Below are 17,787 nucleotides of genomic sequence, written 5' to 3'. Positions count from 1 at the left end.
AAATACTTAAGGAAATTACTATGCGTCACGGTAATAGCAATCGTAAATTGAACAGAACCAGCAGCCACCGTGCTGCCATGTTCCGCAACATGGTGACCTCTTTGCTGCGTCACGAAGTGATCAAAACAACTTTGCCAAAAGCAAAAGAGCTGCGTAAGTACGCTGAGCCTCTGATCACTTTAGGTAAAACACCTACACTGGCAAACCGTCGTTTGGCGTTCAGCCGTCTGCGTGATCGTGACATCGTTGGTAAACTGTTCGGTGAACTGGGTCCACGTTACAATGCACGCAATGGTGGTTATCTGCGTATTCTGAAATGTGGTTTCCGCAACGGTGACAATGCGCCTATGGCGTTTGTTGAGTTGGTAGACCGTCCAGAAGTTGCAGAAGCACCAGCTGCAGAGTAAGTTCTGACGCATCAATAAAAAAGCCAGCAATCGCTGGCTTTTTTATTTGGTACGATGCGATAACAGCCATTGACTGACTTGTTCGCTATTAAAAGGCCAAGCCAGTATATTCTCCTGATCTGACGTGTTTTCTAACAATACTGGAATGCTGATTTGATAGCGTTCTAGCAATTTTTCATCTTCAATAATGTCTACGTATTGGTAAGGCAGTTTTAAGGCCTGCAAAATACGCTCTGCATCCTCACAGAGATGGCACCCAACGGTGCCAAATAATATCAATGGCTTTTGCATAAAAGTCTAGGTAGTGTCATCAACGCTTTGTACAATAATACCTGCAAAAAATAACGGCTGCTCAATATTGGATCCTGCATGACAGAAATTCACGAACATGATGAAAAAGTAATTGAAGGCAAAGAAAGCCTCAGTGAGACTTTGCAGCAAGTGATCCATTTATTGGGTAAACACAAGCTGGTTGAGCATGTCGTGCATAGGCAGGATATGCCGAATCATGATCTGGTTGAGACGCTGGTACACAGGCAGAATTTGAATGTGCTGCAGCACAAATTGGATCAGCTACATCCGGCCGACGTTGCCTATATTCTGGAGTCGCTGCCATTAGACGATCGTTTAATGGTTTGGGATCTGGTAAAAGCAGAACGCGATGGCGAGATCTTGCTCGAAGTGTCGGATGCGGTGCGCCAGACACTGATCGCCGACATGGATAGCGAAGAGTTGCTGGCAGCCGCCGAGCAGCTTGACACCGATGAGCTGGCTGATCTTGCGCCTGATTTACCTAAAGATGTATTGCAGGATCTGCTGTATAGCCTGGATACACAGCATCGTGAGCGTTTGCAGTCTGCGCTGTCTTATCCCGATGATACTGTCGGTTCGATCATGGATTTTGATATTGTGACCATTCGGGACGATATCACGCTGGAAGTGGTCTTGCGCTATCTGCGCAGATTGCCTAAGTTTCCCGACCATACCGACAAGTTGTTTGTCATTAATCGCGATGACATCCTGCAAGGGGTGTTGCCACTCAAGCGTATTATTCTGAATGATCCGGAGACCAAAGTCGGCGATATCATGTCTACCGATGCTGTGGTGTTTCACCCTGAGGATATGGCGGACCAGGCGGCGATGGCGTTTGAACGTTATGACTTGGTAACTGCCCCGGTGGTAGATAATAATCGCAAGCTGGTCGGCAGGATTACCGTGGATACGGTGATGGATATCATTCGTGAAGAGGCCGAGGCGGAAATGCTGTCTTTGGCTGGTTTGCGCGAAGAAGAAGACTTCTTTGCTTCTATCTGGAAGTCGGTGCAAAACCGTTGGGCGTGGTTGGCAATTAACTTGGTGACGGCGCTGGTTGCTTCCCGAGTCATTGGCTTGTTTGAGGGTAGTATTGAGCGAATTGTAGCGTTGGCTGCACTGATGCCGATTGTTGCCGGCATAGGCGGCAATTCCGGTAACCAAACCACCACCATGATTGTACGCGGTCTGGCTTTGGGGCAAATTTCTGGCTATCACATGAAGTCTCTGTTGCAAAAAGAGATGGGCGTGGCTTTGCTGAATGGCTTAATCTGGGGCAGTGTGCTCGGCCTGATCGCTTTTTGGCTCTATCATAGCGCGGCCTTGGGGCTGGTCATGATGTCGGCGATGACACTTAATTTGTTGTTGGCGGCCATTATTGGCGTCACCATTCCTTTGGTGATGAATAAACTGGATCGTGACCCCGCCGTGGGATCCAGCGTCCTCATTACGGCAATCACCGACAGCGGCGGCTTTATGATTTTTCTCGGCCTGGCCACCATCTTCTTGTTATAAGCGGTAATACATGGATAGCGATATTGATATTCTCTGGAAAGAAATTGCGCACGACCTGAGCTCGGTGTCGGCGTTATGGCAATTATTTATCATTGGTGCCGTGCTTGCTGTCAGCGGGCTGTTAAATCTGCACTTACGCAAGCAAATTGCGGCAGGGCGCGTAAACATCGTGTACAAAATACTGCTGGGCGGAATTGAGCGGCTGTTTTTTCCTCTGGTCGCATTTTTAATGTTACTGATTACCCGGCTCAGCCTGGAGCATTGGATGCATGTGGGGCTGATCAAGCTGTCAGTGCGCATGCTGCTGGCGATGGTGGTGATTCGCAGTTTTGTTTATGTATTGCGTTATGTCTTTTCACCTGGCGCCTGGCTGCATTCGTTTGAGCGCGTGATCGCCTGGTGTGTCTGGGTCATTGTTGCTTTGCATATCAGCGGTTTTCTCGATCCGGCATTGCAGATTCTCGAAGACGTGAAATTCACTGTCGGCAGGCAAAAGCTGAACCTGTTGTTGCTGCTTCAAGGCAGTCTGACCATCGTCATTACCATGCTGGTGGCATTGTGGCTGAGCCGCATTATTGAGATGCGCTTGATGGCTGCTACCAATATCAATGGCAACTGGCGCGTGATTATGGTCAAGCTGGTGCGCATGGTGGCGATTGTGATTGCCTTGCTGATGTCCATGGCGGCGGTGGGCATAGATGTCACCATGTTGTCCGTCTTTGGGGGCGCGCTCGGTGTTGGGTTGGGGTTTGGCTTACAAAAGATCGCCAGTAACTACGTGAGCGGCTTTATCATTTTGATGGATAAGTCTCTGCACATGGGTGACCTGATTACCATTGGGGAGCATCATGGTGTTGTGCAAGAGTTGCGCTCTCGCTACATGATCCTGCAGAAGCCCGATTCGACAGAAATCATCATTCCTAACGAGAAGATGATTACGGATGTGGTAATCAATCATACCTCTGCAGTACATACAGCCAAGGTGCCTATTCCTATTCAGATCTCCTATGAAAGCGATCTTGATCTGGCGATACAGTTATTAAAAGAAATCGGCAGAACACATGAGCGCACCATACAGGATGATACGGCGGTAGATGTGACAATCAAGTCATTTGGTCAGAATGGCATTGATTTAGTATTAGCGGTTTGGGTTCCCAACCCTGAGGAAGGTACAGCCAAATTACAAAGTGACATTTATTATGAGATTTGGCGGCGCTTCAAAGCCAATAATATTCGGATTCCATACCCACAGCAGGAGGTCCGTATTATTTCCTCTTCAAACGCTGTTAATGGCGATGAATAAACGATGAATCACGGCCAATAAAAAAGCCTGCATATGCAGGCTTTTTTATTAAACACTTGAAACTGAAATTATTTCAATTTAGTTTCTTTGTACATGACATGCTTGCGAGCAACTGGATCAAATTTTTTGATCTCCATTTTCTCTGGCATGGTACGTTTGTTTTTAGTGGTGGTATAGAAATGACCTGTACCAGCACTGGATTCCAATTTGATTTTTTCACGCATGATATTGTCCTTTGCTCACTAGTGCTGCGAGTTAGATTTTTTCGCCAGCAGCGCGCAAATCAGCCAATACTGCATCGATACCATTTTTGTCGATGGTACGCAAAGCGGCGTTAGTAATGCGCAGGCTTACCCAGCGGTTTTCGCTCTCAACCCAAAACTTACGGTTTTGCAAGTTAGGCAAGAAACGACGTCTTGTTTTGTTTTGTGCGTGGGAAACGTTGTTGCCCACCATTGGTTTTTTACCGGTTACCTGACATACACGTGCCATGGTTGTCTCCAAATACTTTTATCTTTTCAGAAAGAGCGAGATTATAGATTGAAATCTATGATCAAATCAAGCAATTATTGCAACTTTTCAAATAATTAGTGCTTGCCTGTGCTGCCAAAGCCGCCTTCACCGCGTTCACTGCTGGTAAATTCATCCACGATATGAAAATCTGCCTGCACTACCGGCACAATCACCATCTGCGCGATACGTTCCATCGGGTTCAAAATAAACGGTTCTTTACTGCGGTTCCAGCACGAGACCAGCAGCTGCCCCTGATAGTCAGAGTCAATCAGGCCGACCAGGTTGCCCAATACGATGCCATGTTTATGGCCCAAGCCAGAGCGCGGCAGAATCATGGCAGCGTAATAAGTGTTATCGATATGAATCGCCATACCGGTCGGGATCATGATGGTTTCCCCCGCTTGTATGGTTTGCGTATGTTCAATACATGCTCTTAAATCCAGCCCTGCAGACCCAGGCGTCGCGTAGCTTGGCATCATATGATGCAAACGAGGATCAAGGATTTTAAGGTCTACGGTAATTGACATGCGGCTGGCTCCAGAAACTGATTGCGCTATTAAACACGAAATGGCGTCGAAAATCACTAATCGCGGCAAGGCTATTCAATAAAAAAGCCAGCGGATGCTGGCTTTTAAGAAGAGATTCTTCTTTAGAACTTGTATTGTGCATTTATTCCAACGAGGTAATTGCGACCTGCAGCAGGCTCATAAAAACGTGCATTGGTATCATTGACGCGAACAGCACCTATGTACTCGCGATCAAACATATTTTCTAATCTAATATATTCTTTAAAATTCCAATGACTGAGATTTTGTTCGAGGCCTGCGCGCAGGTTAAAAATTGTATAAGAAGATGCGCTTTGCGAGTTAATATCATCAACATAAACTTTGCTGTTATATCTTCCCTCTAACGCTGTATAAAATCCCAAAGGCTGATATTTCCAAGCCACCTCGCCGTAAAGTTGATTTCGATATGTACCAGGGATGTAATTACCCGATTCAATCAGTCCGTTATTTCCAACATAGGACGAGCTATATTTCGCATTGAGAAATGAGTATGAAAAGTAAGTGGTGATATTGTTTTCATAACGGGTATCAAGGGATATCTCGGTACCGTAACGTTTAGTATTGTTCGCATTCGCGTAAACTGATCGCCCATTACTGTTTGCAGAAACAACGAGTTCATCTTGGGTGTTAATCCTGAATGCAGTTAGTGTAAGTAAGGAGGAGTCAGTAATATATGCTTTGGCACCTACTTCATAATTGTTACTTTGACTCGGTTTGAGCGTTAAATTTGGTGTCGCAGAGGCGGCCGTACTATTGTAAGCAGCTTCAATAAAAGTGGGTGTCTCAAATCCTTTGCCAAAATTTGCATAAAGATTGAGCGCTGGTGTAACTTTCCAGGTGGCTCCCAAAACAGGGTTAGTCTTTTGGTAGTCAACTGAGCCGCTATTATCAGGTGGAGTTAACTGGTCATTTACTTTTAGAGTGACTTTTGTATGACGAACACCAGCATGCACGTCAAAATTATCGGTTAACGCAAGTTTTCCTTGAATGTATTGGTCGAAGTTATCGACAATATTATCTTCGATTCTATTAGGGCCTAAGCCTGTTCCCTGAATATTGGTGTCTTTGCGCGCATCAGTCGATTTTCCATAATTCAGTCCAAGGCTGATATTGTATTGTTTTCCTGCTACCTCACCTCTATTGTCCCAGCGTAAGTCTGAACCATAGAACTCTCTGGAAATTTGACTTGATCTAGCATTCGATCCTGTCGCATTTGTTGCCAAAATCTGGTTGTTTTCGCGCGTGCCAACATAAGTAATCAAGTTGATTGTATTGTTTGGGTTGATTGTATGTTCAAAATTAAAACCAACTTGCGTGTGGCTGCGAGATACTCTTGTGTTCGCGTTCAGAGTAGCTGGAACGACCCCTTTTCGATCACTTGCAACATCAGCTTTCGTCAATCCACCAGGATCCTGGGCATCTTGATCAAACCAGTTAACTAAAGTGGTGACTTTGGTATCTTCTGTGAGGTTGAATTTGAATTTGGCAGTGGCCATCTGCTTGTTGCTTCTACTATGGTCACGGTAACCATCAGACTCAAAGTTAGAAACATTCAGCATGTATTCCATCCCTTCAAGCTGGCCGGAGGCTTCCAAGATGTTGCGTTTGGTGTCATAGCTGCCAAACATTGCGGTTGCACCTAGTGTTGGCGTTGCAGGGGCATCTTGGGTGAACATTTGAATTACGCCACCGGACGAGTTGCCGTAAAGCGAAGAGAATGGCCCGCGCATGACTTCTATACTTTTAATTGCTGACAGGTCAACTACGCCGGGTTGGCCTTGGCCATCTGGCATGGTCAGCGGAATGCCGTCGACATAAATACGAATGCCACGCACCCCAAACGATGAACGTGCACCAAAACCCCGGCTGGAAATTTGTGGATCTTGTGCCTGCTGCGTGCGATTTTGCGCGGTAATGCCGGGTACGCGAATCAGACTTTCCGAGAGGTTGATTTGCAGTTGGCCATCTTTGATGTTTTTTTGCTCTACGACGTCAATCGCGACAGGGAGGTCAAAGCTGTTTTGTGCTTGTCGGGTGGCTGTGACCACAATCGGAGACAGGGTGACGGCTTTTTCTTCATCTGCCAATCCGCTGGTGGGGGCGATGAAGGCGGTTGCGATAGCCATCGATAAAGGCGTGAGGCGGAATACGCGCATGTTCTAACTTTCTACTTAAAATCGAATCGCGCGATTGTAAGCTGTGCGTAAGCTTTCGCTCCTCAGTATTTTCATGAAAATACTGAGGAGGCCTGAAGATATTTAATGTGGATCAAGTCTCGCATGCAGATGGCACAGAATCTCGAACGCGATATTAATTTTTTCATCGGCTTGCAGGGGCGTTTCAGCTTGGTCATCTATGATGGTCACTGTGTTGCGGTCACTGCCCAAGGCGGAATTGGCATGATTCGCCACAATCATGGGAATCCGCTTCGCCAGCCGTTTTTGTCGGGCGTGTTCGAGTATTTGTTCTGACTCTGCTGCAAAACCGACACAGTAAGGCGGATTAGGCAAGGACGCGACATCTGCCAGAATGTCTTTGTTTTTGATCAGCGCTAAGGTGAGTGTAGACTCACTCTTTTTGATTTTTTGCTCTGATATTTGTTGTGGTCGGTAGTCGGCCACGGCGGCGACGGCAATAAATACATCTTGGTTGGCAATATGCTGCATCACGGTTTGATACATCTCACCGGCGCTGCCCGCGAAGCAGGCTTGGCTGACTTCGGGAGGCGTGACTTGATGGTGGCCATAGACGAGCGTGACCGTTGCGCCCATACGGGTGGCGGCTTGCGCCAGAGCAAAGCCCATTTTGCCACTGCTCAGGTTGGTGATGCCACGCACCGGATCCAGCATTTCCATGGTCGCACCTGCAGTTATCAGGATGTTTTTTCCAGCCAATAACTTGGGTGTGAAAAAACGGGTGAGGGCCTCCAGCAGGTGATCTGGTTCCAGCATTCTACCTTGCCCGACTTCGCCACATGCCTGCTCACCGCTGTCCGGCCCCAGGACGGTGACGCCATCTTGCCTGAGTTGTTGCACGTTGCGCTGGGTCGCCGCACTCTCCCACATTTGTCTGTTCATGGCGGGTGCAACCAGAAGTGGGCACTCACGTGCAAGGCATAAGGTGGAGAGCAGGTCGTTGGCAAAGCCATGCACCAGTTTGGCCATAAAATCGGCACTGGCTGGTGCAACCAGGATGGCATCTGCCTGACGGCTGAGCTCAATGTGCGGCATGCCATTGGCGATACGCTGATCCCAGCTATCGATAAAAACGGGTTGCCCGGACAAGGCTTGCAAGGTGGTTGGGGTGATAAAGTGGGTGGCTGCTTCAGTCATCACCACTTGTACACGGTGGCCTTGTTTAATCAGCAAGCGCACCAATTCTGCTGTTTTGTAAGCAGCGATGCCGCCAGTGACGCCCAGCAGAATATTCAAAGGTTTTGCGTAGATCGCATTCATGGCAAGTATTTTAACTGCAAAAGCGCGCATCGAAGCATTTTTGAGCGCCGCCGGCTGTCTTTAAACATGTTAACATCTATCCATCCTTTGGGTGGCAGGCATGATAAAGACAGTCCGAATTTTCTTCTGGGTAGTAGTGGTGAGTGCGGCTTTATTGCAGCTTTGGCAAGAGTACGAAGTCCTGCAATGGCGGCATCCGCTCAAGGTAGCTTTATATCCGGTCAATGCCGATGGCTCTGCGACTTCAGCCGCGTATATTGCAAGCTTGCGGGCTGAGGATTTTGAACAGTTGGCGGCCTTTTTCTCGCGGGAGGCTGCCAAATATCAATTGCCCTTGAGGCGGCCAATCACGTTTTATCTTGGCCCGGAAATTCATGAGGTGCCACCTGCGCCACCTGCAGTGAGTGCGCCGTTGCATGAGATTATTTTGTGGAGTCTGCAATTTCGCTGGTTTGGCTGGCGGCATCAGCCGGAGGTTGGTGTCCCGCTAGACATCAAGTTGTATTTGCTCTATCACGATCCGGCCCGGCAACGGCATTTACGTCACTCCACCGCCTTGCACAAAGGCCGCATCGGCCGTGTCAATTTGTTTGCCGAAAACAGCCAGCACTCTGTGAATGCTGTCATTGTGGCCCATGAGCTGCTGCATACCCTGAGTGCCACAGATAAATACGACCTCAACACCCATCAGCCCCAGTTTCCGCAAGGATATGCAGAGCCCTATGCCCAGCCGCTGTATCCGCAATCCATGGCCGAGCTGATGGCGGGCCAGATCCCTCAATCTACGCAAACCTCGCGCATGGCAAAAAGTTTGGATGAAGTGGTGATTGGTCGACCGACAGCACGTGAGATCGGTTGGCTGCATTAGGCGATAAAGGGGGGCAACATGGCAATTACAGATTGGCCGGAACAGGAACGGCCACGCGAAAAATTGCTGCGCACCGGCGCAGTGTCATTATCGGACGCAGAGTTATTGGCGATTTTCTTACGTGTTGGGGTGGCTGGTAAAACCGCTGTGGATTTGGCGAGAGAGTTGTTGCAACATTTTCATAGCCTGAATGGCGTGTTTTCAGCAGATCTTAAACAGATGTCACGGGTGTCTGGCATGGGGGTGAGTAAATATTGCCAGTTGCAGGCGGTGCTGGAAATGAGCAAGCGAGCCTTGGGCGAAACCTTGCAGCAAAATGACAGTTTTCGCTCGCCACGCCAGGTGAAGGATTATTTGCAGTTACAACTGTCGGCCTTGCAGCGCGAAGTGTTTGGTATTTTGTTTTTAGATGCGCAAAATCGGCTGATCGCCTATGAAACCTTATTCGAAGGCAGCTTGATGCAAACCAATGTTTATCCGCGTGAGGTGGTTAAACGTGCGCTGGCGCTCAATGCGGCCGCGGTGATCCTGAGCCATAATCATCCCGGTGGGGTCGCCAGTCCGAGTCGAGCCGATGAGCAATTAACCCACAGTTTGAAAGAAGCGTTGATGCTGGTGGATGTGAAAGTGCTGGATCACATTATCGTCGCCAAGCAGGAGACGTTTTCTTTTAGCGAGCAGGGGATGATTTAAAGCTGATCTGCTGAAGGCTGGGAGTGGTGGGTGCTAACGGGGTCGAACCGCTGACATTCGCCTTGTAAGGGCGACGCTCTACCAACTGAGCTAAGCACCCGTGCCTTGCAACGAAGCGCGCATTATACCGAAACTCTTTTTTAGTGCAAGCAGTTACCCGGAATAAATGTGAAAGACTGCAGATGTTGACGCGGCTGATGGATCGCCAGAAACCGTCAAGGACGATTCTGGTTCAAGGATGGTGGCTTTAGGTGGTGAGTCGTTTGGTGATGTTGACTAACTGTAGCGAAATATCGGCGATGCCGGTTTTACGCTTAAAAGCCATTTCAGCCAGGAGTGAATAAGCCTGGTCTTCGCTGAGATCGCGCTGATGCATGAGAATGTCACGCGCGCTATCCACCAACTTCTGGTCTTCAAGACTCAGAATGTCGCGTGGAACGGGAGGCATGCCAGAAGCCATAACAGAATTGGGTGGTCTCATTGATCGTTTAATCAGATTATTACTGCTAGAGTTTTAGCAAACTGTATGCCAGCTGGATAAGCTTTGATAACAATATGATTCTAATCAGGAAACAGGCGGGACCTTTCTTTTTTGATGGCGGCGCTGTTCTAACTAGTCTGCACCACCACAGTGCAGTTGCACCAGTTCGCTAGGAGGAGTGGGCCTGTGTAGAGTTTTGCGCAGATGAGCGCTTTTTGTTACAGTGCAGAGATTAAAAAAAGGAAGAAATGGCATGTTAAAAGGGTTGTTGGGGCAGGTGTTTTGGGGATTGCTGGCACTCTTGGGGGCTACCGCTTTTGCACAAATTGCCTGGTGGCGTGGAGAAACATTGAATGCACTGTGGCTGATCACGGCGGCAGTGTGTGTTTACCTGATTGCCTATCGTTTTTATGCGGCCTGGATTGCGGCCAAAGTGCTGAGTATTGATGCCACCCGGGCCACGCCGGCCGAGCGGTTGAATAATGGCCGCGATTATGTGCCCACGCATCGCTGGGTGGTCTTCGGTCATCACTTTGCGGCCATTGCCGGACCAGGTCCTTTGGTTGGGCCTACCCTGGCGGCACAATTCGGATTTTTGCCAGGCACCTTATGGATACTGATCGGGGCTGTGCTGGGCGGCGCAGTGCAGGATATGGTCACGCTGTTTTTATCTACCCGCCGCGATGGCCGCAGTCTGGGGCAAATGGCGCGAGATGAAATCGGCGCTATTGGTGGAACCGCCGCCATGATTGCAACGTTGGTCATCATGATTATTTTGATCGCAGTGCTGGGTCTGGTCGTGGTCAACGCCATGAAACACAGCCCCTGGGGCACGTCGACGGTTGCCGCGACCATTCCTATTGCCATGGTCGTCGGTGTCTATATGCGTTATCTGCGTCCGGGTCGTGTGCTTGAGGCGTCGTTGTTGGGCGTCGCTTTGCTGCTTGGTTCAGTGGTGTTGGGTGGCTGGGTTGATCATCATCCGACCCTGGCGGCGCTGTTTGACCATGAAGGCTTGCCATTGGCGTTTAGCGTGATTGCCTATGGCTTTGCCGCGGCTGTGTTGCCGGTGTGGTTGTTGCTGGCCCCCCGCGATTATTTATCGACTTATATGAAGCTGGGCACGGTCATGATGCTGGCTGTGGCGATTTTATGGTTACGGCCCGAGATACACATGCCCGCGATCACGCCGTTTATTGATGGCACGGGGCCGATTTTTGGCGGCAAGTTGTTTCCGTTTGTGTTTATTACGATTGCCTGCGGCGCGATTTCTGGCTTTCATGCCTTGATTGCCAGCGGTACCACGCCCAAGCTGATTTCCAGTGAGGGCGATATCCGCATGATCGGTTATGGCGCCATGTTGCTAGAGAGTTTTGTTGCCATCATGGCCATGATCGCGGCAACGGTGTTGGAGCCTGGTGTCTATTTTGCGATTAACAGCCCGGCAGGCGTGGTCGGTAAAGAGGCGCTGGATGCTGTGAATACCATCAGCAGTTGGGGCTATCCAGTCACGGTGGAACAGATGCAGCATCTGGCAAGTGCGATGGGAGAAACGACCTTGTTTGCCCGCACCGGGGGCGCACCTAGCCTGGCGGTGGGCATGGCCAGTATTCTGGGCACGGTCTTCGGAGAGCATTTGCTGGCCTTGTGGTATCACTTCGCCATCATGTTTGAGGCCATCTTCATTCTCACCACGCTCGATGCAGGCACACGCGTGGGTCGCTTTATGCTGCAAGATATGTTGGGTAACTTGCATCCCAAGTTAGGGGAAACCTCCTATACGCCGTCAGTGGTGTTAACCAGCGCGTTGATCGTCGCTGGCTGGGGGTATTTCCTCTATATCGGGGTGATTGACCCGAATGGCGGCGTCAATATTTTATGGCCGCTGTTTGGGATTGCCAACCAGATGCTGGCCGCGATTGCCCTGTCGGTTGCCACCGGGATCTTGATCAAGTCTGGCCGCGCGAGCAAGGCCTGGATCACTGCGTTGCCCTTGGTCTGGTTGCTGGTGGTGACCACCAGTGCGGCTTACGAGAAGATTTTTAGTCAGGATGTCCGGGTCGGTTTTTTTGCGGCCGCGAATGATTTGGCGCAGAAGCTGTCTACAGGGGTATTGCCGCCAGAAAAGGCGGCTGTTGCGCCGCAACTGATTTTTAACCAGCAGTTAGATGCCTGGCTCACCTTGTTTTTTGTGACCATGCTGTGGGTGGTGGTAGTGGATATGGTCAGGATGAGTAGACGTAGCCTGGCCGGTTTGCCCGTGAGTGCAAGTCATGAAGCGGCGTACGTGGCGACTAAACTGGGCTAGAGGAGGAACATCATGCGATTGCTCAAGCAAATATGGCAGCGTGTCAGACAGCTTTCTGGTGATGATGCCTATGAACGCTATCTGGCACATTATGCCGAGCATCATGCGCATTTGCCTGATGCGCCGCCTCCGCTAGGGCGGGCAGCATTTTTCAAACAATGGCAGGATCAGAAATGGACAGGCGTCAAACGGTGTTGCTAGCTGAAATGGATCCAGGGGATATTTCGCGCATTATTGAGATGGCATGGGAGGATCGTACGCCGTTTGAGGCAATTGCCAGTCAGTTTGGGCTCAGGCAGGCAGACGTGATTATCCTCATGCGGCAGCAACTAAGTTCGGCTGCATTTATTGCCTGGCGTAAACGTACGCGTGGCCAACATACCAAGCACCAGGCGCTACGCAGCCCGGCGGTGAGCCGGCATTGCTCGTCCTATCAACACAAGCAATACCGTCCTTAGCATTTTTTATCGCGCGCCGCGAATGTAACAAAGCTGTTTCAGCCGCACATGCGGCTACGGATTCAGTTAAAATAGGATTTTAACGTCAATCCTAGTGTTTCCCATGCCTAAATACCGTTCTCACACGACTACCCAAGGTCGTAACATGGCTGGTGCCCGCGCCTTGTGGCGTGCCACTGGTATGAAAGATGAAGATTTTTCCAAGCCGATTATCGCGGTGGCTAACTCGTTTACGCAGTTTGTTCCTGGCCACGTGCATTTAAAAGATCTAGGCCAACTGGTTGCCCGTGAAATTGAAAAAGCGGGTGGCGTAGCCAAGGAATTTAACACGATTGCTGTCGATGACGGTATCGCCATGGGGCATGGAGGCATGCTCTACAGCCTGCCTAGCCGTGATTTGATTGCTGACAGTGTTGAGTATATGGTGAATGCGCACTGTGCGGATGCGCTGGTGTGTATCTCCAACTGTGACAAGATCACGCCGGGCATGTTGATGGCGGCATTACGCTTGAATATCCCTGTCGTATTTGTCTCTGGTGGGCCGATGGAAGCCGGTAAAGTGAACTGGCAAGGCCAGATACGCAAGCTGGATTTGGTCGATGCCATGGTCGAAGCCGCGGATAGTCATGTCAGTGATGAAGAGGTGGCAGAGGTAGAACGTTCTGCGTGCCCAACCTGCGGTTCCTGTTCGGGCATGTTTACCGCCAACTCGATGAACTGTCTGACTGAAGCCCTGGGCTTAAGTTTGCCAGGCAATGGTTCTACGCTCGCCACCCATGCTGCGCGCAAGCAGTTGTTCTTGCAAGCTGGTCGACTGATTGTTGAGCTGGCAAAACGCCACTACGAGCAGGATGATTACAGTGTGTTGCCACGCAATATCGCGACCATGCAAGCGTTTGAGAATGCCATGAGTCTGGATGTGGCCATGGGCGGCTCTACCAATACCGTCTTGCATTTGCTGGCGGCTGCGCATGAAGCCGGTGTCGATTTCACCATGAAAGACATCGACCGCATCTCACGTCAGGTGCCGTGCGTTTCCAAAGTGGCACCTGCAACCAGCAAATATCACATGGAAGATGTGCATCGTGCCGGTGGTGTGATGGGCATCCTGGCCGAACTGAATCGTGCCGGTGTCATCCATACGGGCGTGCCAACCGTTCATAGTGCAACCATGGGCGAAGCGCTGGCCAAATGGGACATTATGACCACGCAGGATGAGGACGTGAAAAAGTTTTATCGTGCTGCGCCTGGTGGCATTTCAACCACCATCGCGTTTAGCCAGAGCATGCTGTGGCCAGAGCTGGATAATGACCGCGAAAACGGCTGTATCCGCGACAAGGCGCATGCCTACTCGCTGGATGGGGGGCTGGCCGTGCTCTATGGCAATATTGCGCAAGATGGCTGTATCGTGAAAACAGCAGGCGTGGATGACAGTATTCTTAAATTCACCGGGCGCGCCCGTGTATTTGAAAGCCAGGACTCTGCCGTGGACGCCATTCTTAACGACAAGATTGTGGCCGGGGATGTCGTGGTGATTCGCTATGAAGGGCCGCGTGGCGGGCCGGGCATGCAAGAAATGCTTTATCCGACCTCTTACCTCAAGTCCAAAGGGTTGGGTAAAGCCTGTGCCTTGCTGACTGATGGCCGTTTCTCAGGCGGTACATCCGGCCTGAGTATTGGGCATGCCTCGCCAGAAGCTGCTGAAGGCGGTGCGATCGGCCTGGTGCAGGAAGGCGATACCATAGAAATTGATATTCCGAATCGCACCATACACCTGGCGGTGACTGATGAAGAAATGGCGCACCGCCGTGCAAACATGGAGGCTAAAGGCGCCCAGGCATGGAAACCGCTGAACCGTGAGCGTCTGGTATCGCCTGCCTTGCGCGCTTATGCCGCCATGAGTACCAGTGCCGCCAAAGGCGCCGTGCGTGATGTGACCCAGATCGAAAGGGGAAGATAATGAACGACGAATGTAGCATCCTCGCCAAAAGCATGGAAATGACCAAGCGCATGAAGTTGCATGCGCATGTCAATCAATGGCAAGACGAAAACGGTCTGCAATATCTCGAGATTGATAATCCGCTGGCGACCGGCAAGATTGCCTTGCAGGGCGCACATGTTATGCACTGGCAACCAAAGTTCCTTTCTCACCCGGTTTTATGGTTGTCTAGCAATGCGCGTTATGTCAAAGGGCGTTCTATCCGCGGTGGCGTCCCCATTTGCTGGCCGTGGTTTGGCGCACATCCTACCGACAGCACTTTGTGTCCGCATGGCTTTGCGCGCGTGATTCCCTGGCGAGTCATGGATATTGATGCGACGCCGACCGGTGCCACCCGCATCATTCTCGAAATGCAGCAAACGCCAGAAGCACAACGTCAGTTGTCCTATCCTTATGAGCTGACGCTGACCATTACTATTGGCCGCCGCTTGCGGATTGATCTGGCGACCACCAATCTGGCTGAGCATCCATTTGTGATTAGTGAAGCCTTTCACACCTATTTTAATGTCAGTGATTTATCCAATATCAAAATTACCGGCATGCAAGATTTGGTTTATCTGGATAAGCTACTCAAATACGAGCGCAACGTCGAGCACAACCCATTGAGCTTTGACGGCCACGAATATGACCGTGTTTATGTCGATCACAGCTCTGATTGTTCTATCCATGACAGCGGCTATAACCGCATCATCCATGTGTCCAAATCCGGCAGTGATACCACGGTTGTCTGGAATCCTGGTGCCGATAAGGCTGCGACCATGGGCGATATGGGCGTGGGCGAAGAGTGGCGCAAGACCATTTGTGTGGAAACAACCAACGCGCTGGATAATATGGTGGTGATTAATCCTGGCCGCAAACATGTCCTGAGCGCCGAGTATTCGATCGAGACCCTGTAACCTTGTTGTGACACGTGTCAACCATCTTGTTTCACGTGCGTTTTTAGGGTGTTGGCAAAACGCCAAACTGGTTCAAATTATCAATACGGCCTCGTATTTTAGCGGTTTTACTATTGTAGATTTTGGCTGGTCAGGTAAGATGCCACATGCACGAAAATTGCATTTCGGGGTTCTATTTATTTAGAGGATATTCAAGGAGATCGCATGAAAGTTTTATTATCCGCAATCGCAGCAGCGACCATGTTGATGGCTGGTTCTGCTCACGCTGTTGACGCTGCCGCTGCTAAAGCATTGGCACAAAAAAGCGGCTGTTTGGCTTGCCACAGTGTGGATGCTAAAGTATTGGGCCCAGCTTACAAAGATGTTGCTGCTAAATACAAAGGCGACAAAGGTGCTGAAGCTAAATTGATCGCTAAAGTTAAAGCGGGTGGTAGCGGTGTTTGGGGCAATATTCCAATGCCAGCAAACAGCCCACAAGTGAAAGACGAAGACATTAAAACCATTGTTGAATGGGTATTGTCTCTGTAATTCCAGCGTTGCTGTGAATCAAAAAAGCCGACTCAAACGTCGGCTTTTTTATTGCTGCTCGCGCGGGCTAAATGATTAGCGCAAGCGGCTGTGTCTGAGTGAGTAAACAAAATAGAACACCACGCCCACCACCGCCCACAAGCCAAAGCGATGCCAGGTTGAGGCGGGTAAAAACGACATCAGCGCACCGCAGGTGATGACACCTCCGAGTGGGATCAGCGGATTAAAAGGATTTTTGAACGGCCGCGGTAAGTCTGGATGGGTCTGACGCAAGCGGATCACGCCAATGCAGACCATAATGAAACTGGCTAGCGTCCCGATATTGACCGTTTCTGCCAATTCGCCGAGCGGGATAAAACCGGCCACGATGGAAACCACCGTTCCGCAAAGCAAGATAATTTTACTGGGTGTTTGGCGGTCAGGATTCACTGCTGAAAATACCGGGGAAATCAGGCCGTCGCGGCTCATGGCAAATAAAATACGTGTCAGGCCGTAGAGCAGCACCAGCAGCACAGTAATCAAGCCAGCCAGCACGCCAGTCGCCACCAGTGTGGATGACCAGGTATAACCCAGTTTGGTCAATGCATAAGCCACGGGTGACGAGGTATTCAGCTCGTGATAAGGAATCACACCGGTCAGCGTGCCAGAGACGATGATATAAATAATGGTACAAAATGATAGTGAAGCGATCAGCCCAATCGGTAAGTCGCGTTGTGGCAGTTTGCATTCTTCGGCCGCGGTTGACACAGCATCAAAGCCAAAATAGGCAAAAAAGACCAGCGAGGCGCCAGCCAGTACGCCAATATTTTTGCCATTGTCCAGCGTTTCAAACCAGCCAAACGGCATAAATGGCAGCCAGTTTTCGGTGTGAATATGACCCACGGACAAGGCGAGAAAAATCGCAATCGTGGACAGTTTGATAATCACCATCAGGTTATTGGCTCGCGCACTTTCCTTGACGCCGACCATGAGTAGCAGGGTCAGTACCCAGATAATGGCAAAGGCTGGCAGGTTGATGGTGCCGCCTAACACCGGTGCCTTGGTCAGGTGCGCTGGCAAGTGTAGCCCGAGGTTGCTCAAGGTGTTTACAAAGTAACCTGCCCAGCCATTGGCAACCGCTGCAGCGCCAACGCCATACTCCAGTAATAGCATCCATCCCATCATCCATGCAGCAAACTCGCCAAACGCGACATAGCTGTAACCATAGGCGCTGCCAGAGCCGCCAACTGAAGACGAGAGTTCGGCATAAGATAACGCCGCAAATCCTGCAGCGATGGCCGCAATAATAAATGAAAGGACGACGGCAGGGCCAGATTGGGTCGCGGCCGCGATACCGGTCAGGACAAAAATGCCGGTACCGATGGCGCCACCGATGCCTAGCAAGGCCAGGTCAAAGGCGGTTAAACATTTTTTCAGGCCGGTATGCGCATGTGGTTGGATAGGTTTTTTGCGCAATAATTGTTCTAGCATTGATTGTTTCTCCCC

The 17,787-nt window shown here is 50.2% G+C and carries 19 protein-coding genes and 1 tRNA gene; 11 read left to right on the top strand and 9 right to left on the bottom strand.

The annotated features are described in order from the left end of the window. The first annotated feature begins 20 nt into the window (after positions 1–20). Positions 21–407 (top strand): 50S ribosomal protein L17, encoded by a 387-nt coding sequence (gene rplQ, locus AACH41_RS12150; RefSeq protein ID WP_194748717.1) that lies wholly within the window; start codon positions 21–23, stop codon positions 405–407. Positions 408–449: 42 nt separating this feature from the next. Here rplQ and AACH41_RS12145 read toward each other — a convergent pair whose 3' ends face one another. Then, positions 450–698 (bottom strand): glutaredoxin family protein, encoded by a 249-nt coding sequence (locus AACH41_RS12145; protein WP_338655395.1) that lies wholly within the window; start codon positions 696–698, stop codon positions 450–452. Between the two features lie 78 nt (positions 699–776). Here AACH41_RS12145 and mgtE point away from each other — a divergent pair, with 78 nt between their 5' ends. Together mgtE and AACH41_RS12135 are read left to right on the top strand one after the other, a co-directional pair. Next, complete coding sequence (gene mgtE / locus AACH41_RS12140) at positions 777–2,234, top strand: magnesium transporter (RefSeq protein WP_338655394.1); 1,458 nt, start codon at positions 777–779, stop codon at positions 2,232–2,234. A gap of 10 nt (positions 2,235–2,244) precedes the next feature. Next, complete coding sequence (locus AACH41_RS12135) at positions 2,245–3,537, top strand: mechanosensitive ion channel domain-containing protein (RefSeq protein WP_338655391.1); 1,293 nt, start codon at positions 2,245–2,247, stop codon at positions 3,535–3,537. Positions 3,538–3,605: 68 nt separating this feature from the next. On the opposite strand, the gene rpmG is transcribed toward AACH41_RS12135, so the two are convergent. The 5 genes from rpmG to coaBC all read right to left on the bottom strand — a co-directional run bounded on the left by rpmG (position 3,606) and on the right by coaBC (position 8,071). Continuing rightward, positions 3,606–3,761 carry a 50S ribosomal protein L33 gene (gene rpmG, locus AACH41_RS12130; RefSeq protein ID WP_013441158.1) on the bottom strand — a complete coding sequence of 52 codons (156 nt, stop codon included), beginning with the start codon at positions 3,759–3,761 and terminating at the stop codon, positions 3,606–3,608. A gap of 31 nt (positions 3,762–3,792) precedes the next feature. Then, positions 3,793–4,029 (bottom strand): 50S ribosomal protein L28, encoded by a 237-nt coding sequence (rpmB, locus tag AACH41_RS12125; protein ID WP_018986249.1) that lies wholly within the window; start codon positions 4,027–4,029, stop codon positions 3,793–3,795. A gap of 95 nt (positions 4,030–4,124) precedes the next feature. Further along, positions 4,125–4,577: a dUTP diphosphatase gene (gene dut / locus AACH41_RS12120; RefSeq protein ID WP_194748713.1), complete on the bottom strand. Its 453-nt coding sequence runs from the start codon at positions 4,575–4,577 to the stop codon at positions 4,125–4,127. A 122-nt stretch (positions 4,578–4,699) separates the two neighbouring features. After that, positions 4,700–6,772, bottom strand: a complete 2,073-nt coding sequence (locus AACH41_RS12115; protein WP_338655374.1) for a TonB-dependent receptor — start codon at positions 6,770–6,772, stop codon at positions 4,700–4,702. Between the two features lie 102 nt (positions 6,773–6,874). After that, complete coding sequence (coaBC, locus tag AACH41_RS12110; protein WP_338655372.1) at positions 6,875–8,071, bottom strand: bifunctional phosphopantothenoylcysteine decarboxylase/phosphopantothenate--cysteine ligase CoaBC; 1,197 nt, start codon at positions 8,069–8,071, stop codon at positions 6,875–6,877. Positions 8,072–8,171: 100 nt separating this feature from the next. Here coaBC and AACH41_RS12105 point away from each other — a divergent pair, with 100 nt between their 5' ends. After that, on the top strand, positions 8,172–8,939 hold the full coding sequence (locus AACH41_RS12105; RefSeq protein WP_338655369.1) for a hypothetical protein: 768 nt from the start codon (positions 8,172–8,174) through the stop codon (positions 8,937–8,939). An 18-nt stretch (positions 8,940–8,957) separates the two neighbouring features. Then, a complete protein-coding gene (gene radC, locus AACH41_RS12100) occupies positions 8,958–9,632 on the top strand; it encodes a DNA repair protein RadC (protein WP_338655367.1) in 675 nt (224 codons plus the stop codon). Positions 9,633–9,656: 24 nt separating this feature from the next. On the opposite strand, the gene AACH41_RS12095 is transcribed toward radC, so the two are convergent. Continuing rightward, a tRNA-Val gene (locus tag AACH41_RS12095) sits at positions 9,657–9,732 on the bottom strand. Between the two features lie 147 nt (positions 9,733–9,879). Continuing rightward, positions 9,880–10,080, bottom strand: coding sequence for an ANTAR domain-containing protein (locus tag AACH41_RS12090; protein ID WP_228518840.1), 201 nt, complete (start codon positions 10,078–10,080; stop codon positions 9,880–9,882). Between the two features lie 286 nt (positions 10,081–10,366). On the opposite strand from AACH41_RS12090, the gene AACH41_RS12085 reads away from it, so the two are divergent. The 6 genes from AACH41_RS12085 to AACH41_RS12060 all read left to right on the top strand — a co-directional run bounded on the left by AACH41_RS12085 (position 10,367) and on the right by AACH41_RS12060 (position 16,302). Then, positions 10,367–12,421: a carbon starvation CstA family protein gene (locus tag AACH41_RS12085; protein ID WP_338655365.1), complete on the top strand. Its 2,055-nt coding sequence runs from the start codon at positions 10,367–10,369 to the stop codon at positions 12,419–12,421. Between the two features lie 12 nt (positions 12,422–12,433). Beyond that, the gene (locus AACH41_RS12080) at positions 12,434–12,622 is read left to right on the top strand and encodes a YbdD/YjiX family protein (protein ID WP_275356349.1); all 189 of its coding nucleotides are present in this window, start codon (positions 12,434–12,436) and stop codon (positions 12,620–12,622) included. Continuing rightward, positions 12,595–12,879, top strand: a complete 285-nt coding sequence (locus AACH41_RS12075; RefSeq protein ID WP_228518839.1) for a TIGR03643 family protein — start codon at positions 12,595–12,597, stop codon at positions 12,877–12,879. Before AACH41_RS12080 ends, AACH41_RS12075 begins: the two co-directional genes overlap by 28 nt. 103 nt (positions 12,880–12,982) lie before the next feature. Beyond that, complete coding sequence (ilvD, locus tag AACH41_RS12070) at positions 12,983–14,839, top strand: dihydroxy-acid dehydratase (protein ID WP_338655363.1); 1,857 nt, start codon at positions 12,983–12,985, stop codon at positions 14,837–14,839. Further along, positions 14,839–15,774 (top strand): D-hexose-6-phosphate mutarotase, encoded by a 936-nt coding sequence (locus AACH41_RS12065; RefSeq protein WP_194748705.1) that lies wholly within the window; start codon positions 14,839–14,841, stop codon positions 15,772–15,774. The genes ilvD and AACH41_RS12065 overlap by 1 nt, the downstream gene beginning before the upstream one ends. Before the next feature lie 204 nt (positions 15,775–15,978). Further along, entirely contained in the window at positions 15,979–16,302 is a 324-nt protein-coding gene (locus AACH41_RS12060) for a c-type cytochrome (RefSeq protein ID WP_194748704.1), read from the top strand. A gap of 75 nt (positions 16,303–16,377) precedes the next feature. Here the strand turns inward: AACH41_RS12060 and AACH41_RS12055 are convergent, their stop codons facing one another. Next, positions 16,378–17,772 carry an amino acid permease gene (locus AACH41_RS12055; RefSeq protein ID WP_275356348.1) on the bottom strand — a complete coding sequence of 465 codons (1,395 nt, stop codon included), beginning with the start codon at positions 17,770–17,772 and terminating at the stop codon, positions 16,378–16,380. Between the last annotated feature and the right edge of the window lie 15 nt (positions 17,773–17,787).

Source organism: Methylophilus sp. DW102, assembly GCF_037076555.1.
GTDB classification, from domain to species: Bacteria; Pseudomonadota; Gammaproteobacteria; order Burkholderiales; family Methylophilaceae; genus Methylophilus; species Methylophilus glucosoxydans.
Note: the sequence above shows the minus strand (reverse complement) of the source record. Positions and strands in the feature narration are given on the sequence as shown.

Coding starts and splice junctions, on each gene's coding strand:
- AACH41_RS12135 (WP_338655391.1), top strand. CDS start 2,245: ATGGATAGCGATATTGATATTCTCTGGAAAGAAATTGCGCACGACCTG.
- radC (WP_338655367.1), top strand. CDS start 8,958: ATGGCAATTACAGATTGGCCGGAACAGGAACGGCCACGCGAAAAATTG.
- AACH41_RS12075 (WP_228518839.1), top strand. CDS start 12,595: ATGGACAGGCGTCAAACGGTGTTGCTAGCTGAAATGGATCCAGGGGAT.
- mgtE (WP_338655394.1), top strand. CDS start 777: ATGACAGAAATTCACGAACATGATGAAAAAGTAATTGAAGGCAAAGAA.
- AACH41_RS12060 (WP_194748704.1), top strand. CDS start 15,979: ATGAAAGTTTTATTATCCGCAATCGCAGCAGCGACCATGTTGATGGCT.
- ilvD (WP_338655363.1), top strand. CDS start 12,983: ATGCCTAAATACCGTTCTCACACGACTACCCAAGGTCGTAACATGGCT.
- coaBC (WP_338655372.1), bottom strand. CDS start 8,071: ATGAATGCGATCTACGCAAAACCTTTGAATATTCTGCTGGGCGTCACT.
- AACH41_RS12065 (WP_194748705.1), top strand. CDS start 14,839: ATGAACGACGAATGTAGCATCCTCGCCAAAAGCATGGAAATGACCAAG.
- AACH41_RS12145 (WP_338655395.1), bottom strand. CDS start 698: ATGCAAAAGCCATTGATATTATTTGGCACCGTTGGGTGCCATCTCTGT.
- rpmB (WP_018986249.1), bottom strand. CDS start 4,029: ATGGCACGTGTATGTCAGGTAACCGGTAAAAAACCAATGGTGGGCAAC.
- AACH41_RS12055 (WP_275356348.1), bottom strand. CDS start 17,772: ATGCTAGAACAATTATTGCGCAAAAAACCTATCCAACCACATGCGCAT.
- AACH41_RS12090 (WP_228518840.1), bottom strand. CDS start 10,080: ATGCCTCCCGTTCCACGCGACATTCTGAGTCTTGAAGACCAGAAGTTG.
- rplQ (WP_194748717.1), top strand. CDS start 21: ATGCGTCACGGTAATAGCAATCGTAAATTGAACAGAACCAGCAGCCAC.
- dut (WP_194748713.1), bottom strand. CDS start 4,577: ATGTCAATTACCGTAGACCTTAAAATCCTTGATCCTCGTTTGCATCAT.
- AACH41_RS12105 (WP_338655369.1), top strand. CDS start 8,172: ATGATAAAGACAGTCCGAATTTTCTTCTGGGTAGTAGTGGTGAGTGCG.
- AACH41_RS12080 (WP_275356349.1), top strand. CDS start 12,434: ATGCGATTGCTCAAGCAAATATGGCAGCGTGTCAGACAGCTTTCTGGT.
- AACH41_RS12115 (WP_338655374.1), bottom strand. CDS start 6,772: ATGCGCGTATTCCGCCTCACGCCTTTATCGATGGCTATCGCAACCGCC.
- rpmG (WP_013441158.1), bottom strand. CDS start 3,761: ATGCGTGAAAAAATCAAATTGGAATCCAGTGCTGGTACAGGTCATTTC.
- AACH41_RS12085 (WP_338655365.1), top strand. CDS start 10,367: ATGTTAAAAGGGTTGTTGGGGCAGGTGTTTTGGGGATTGCTGGCACTC.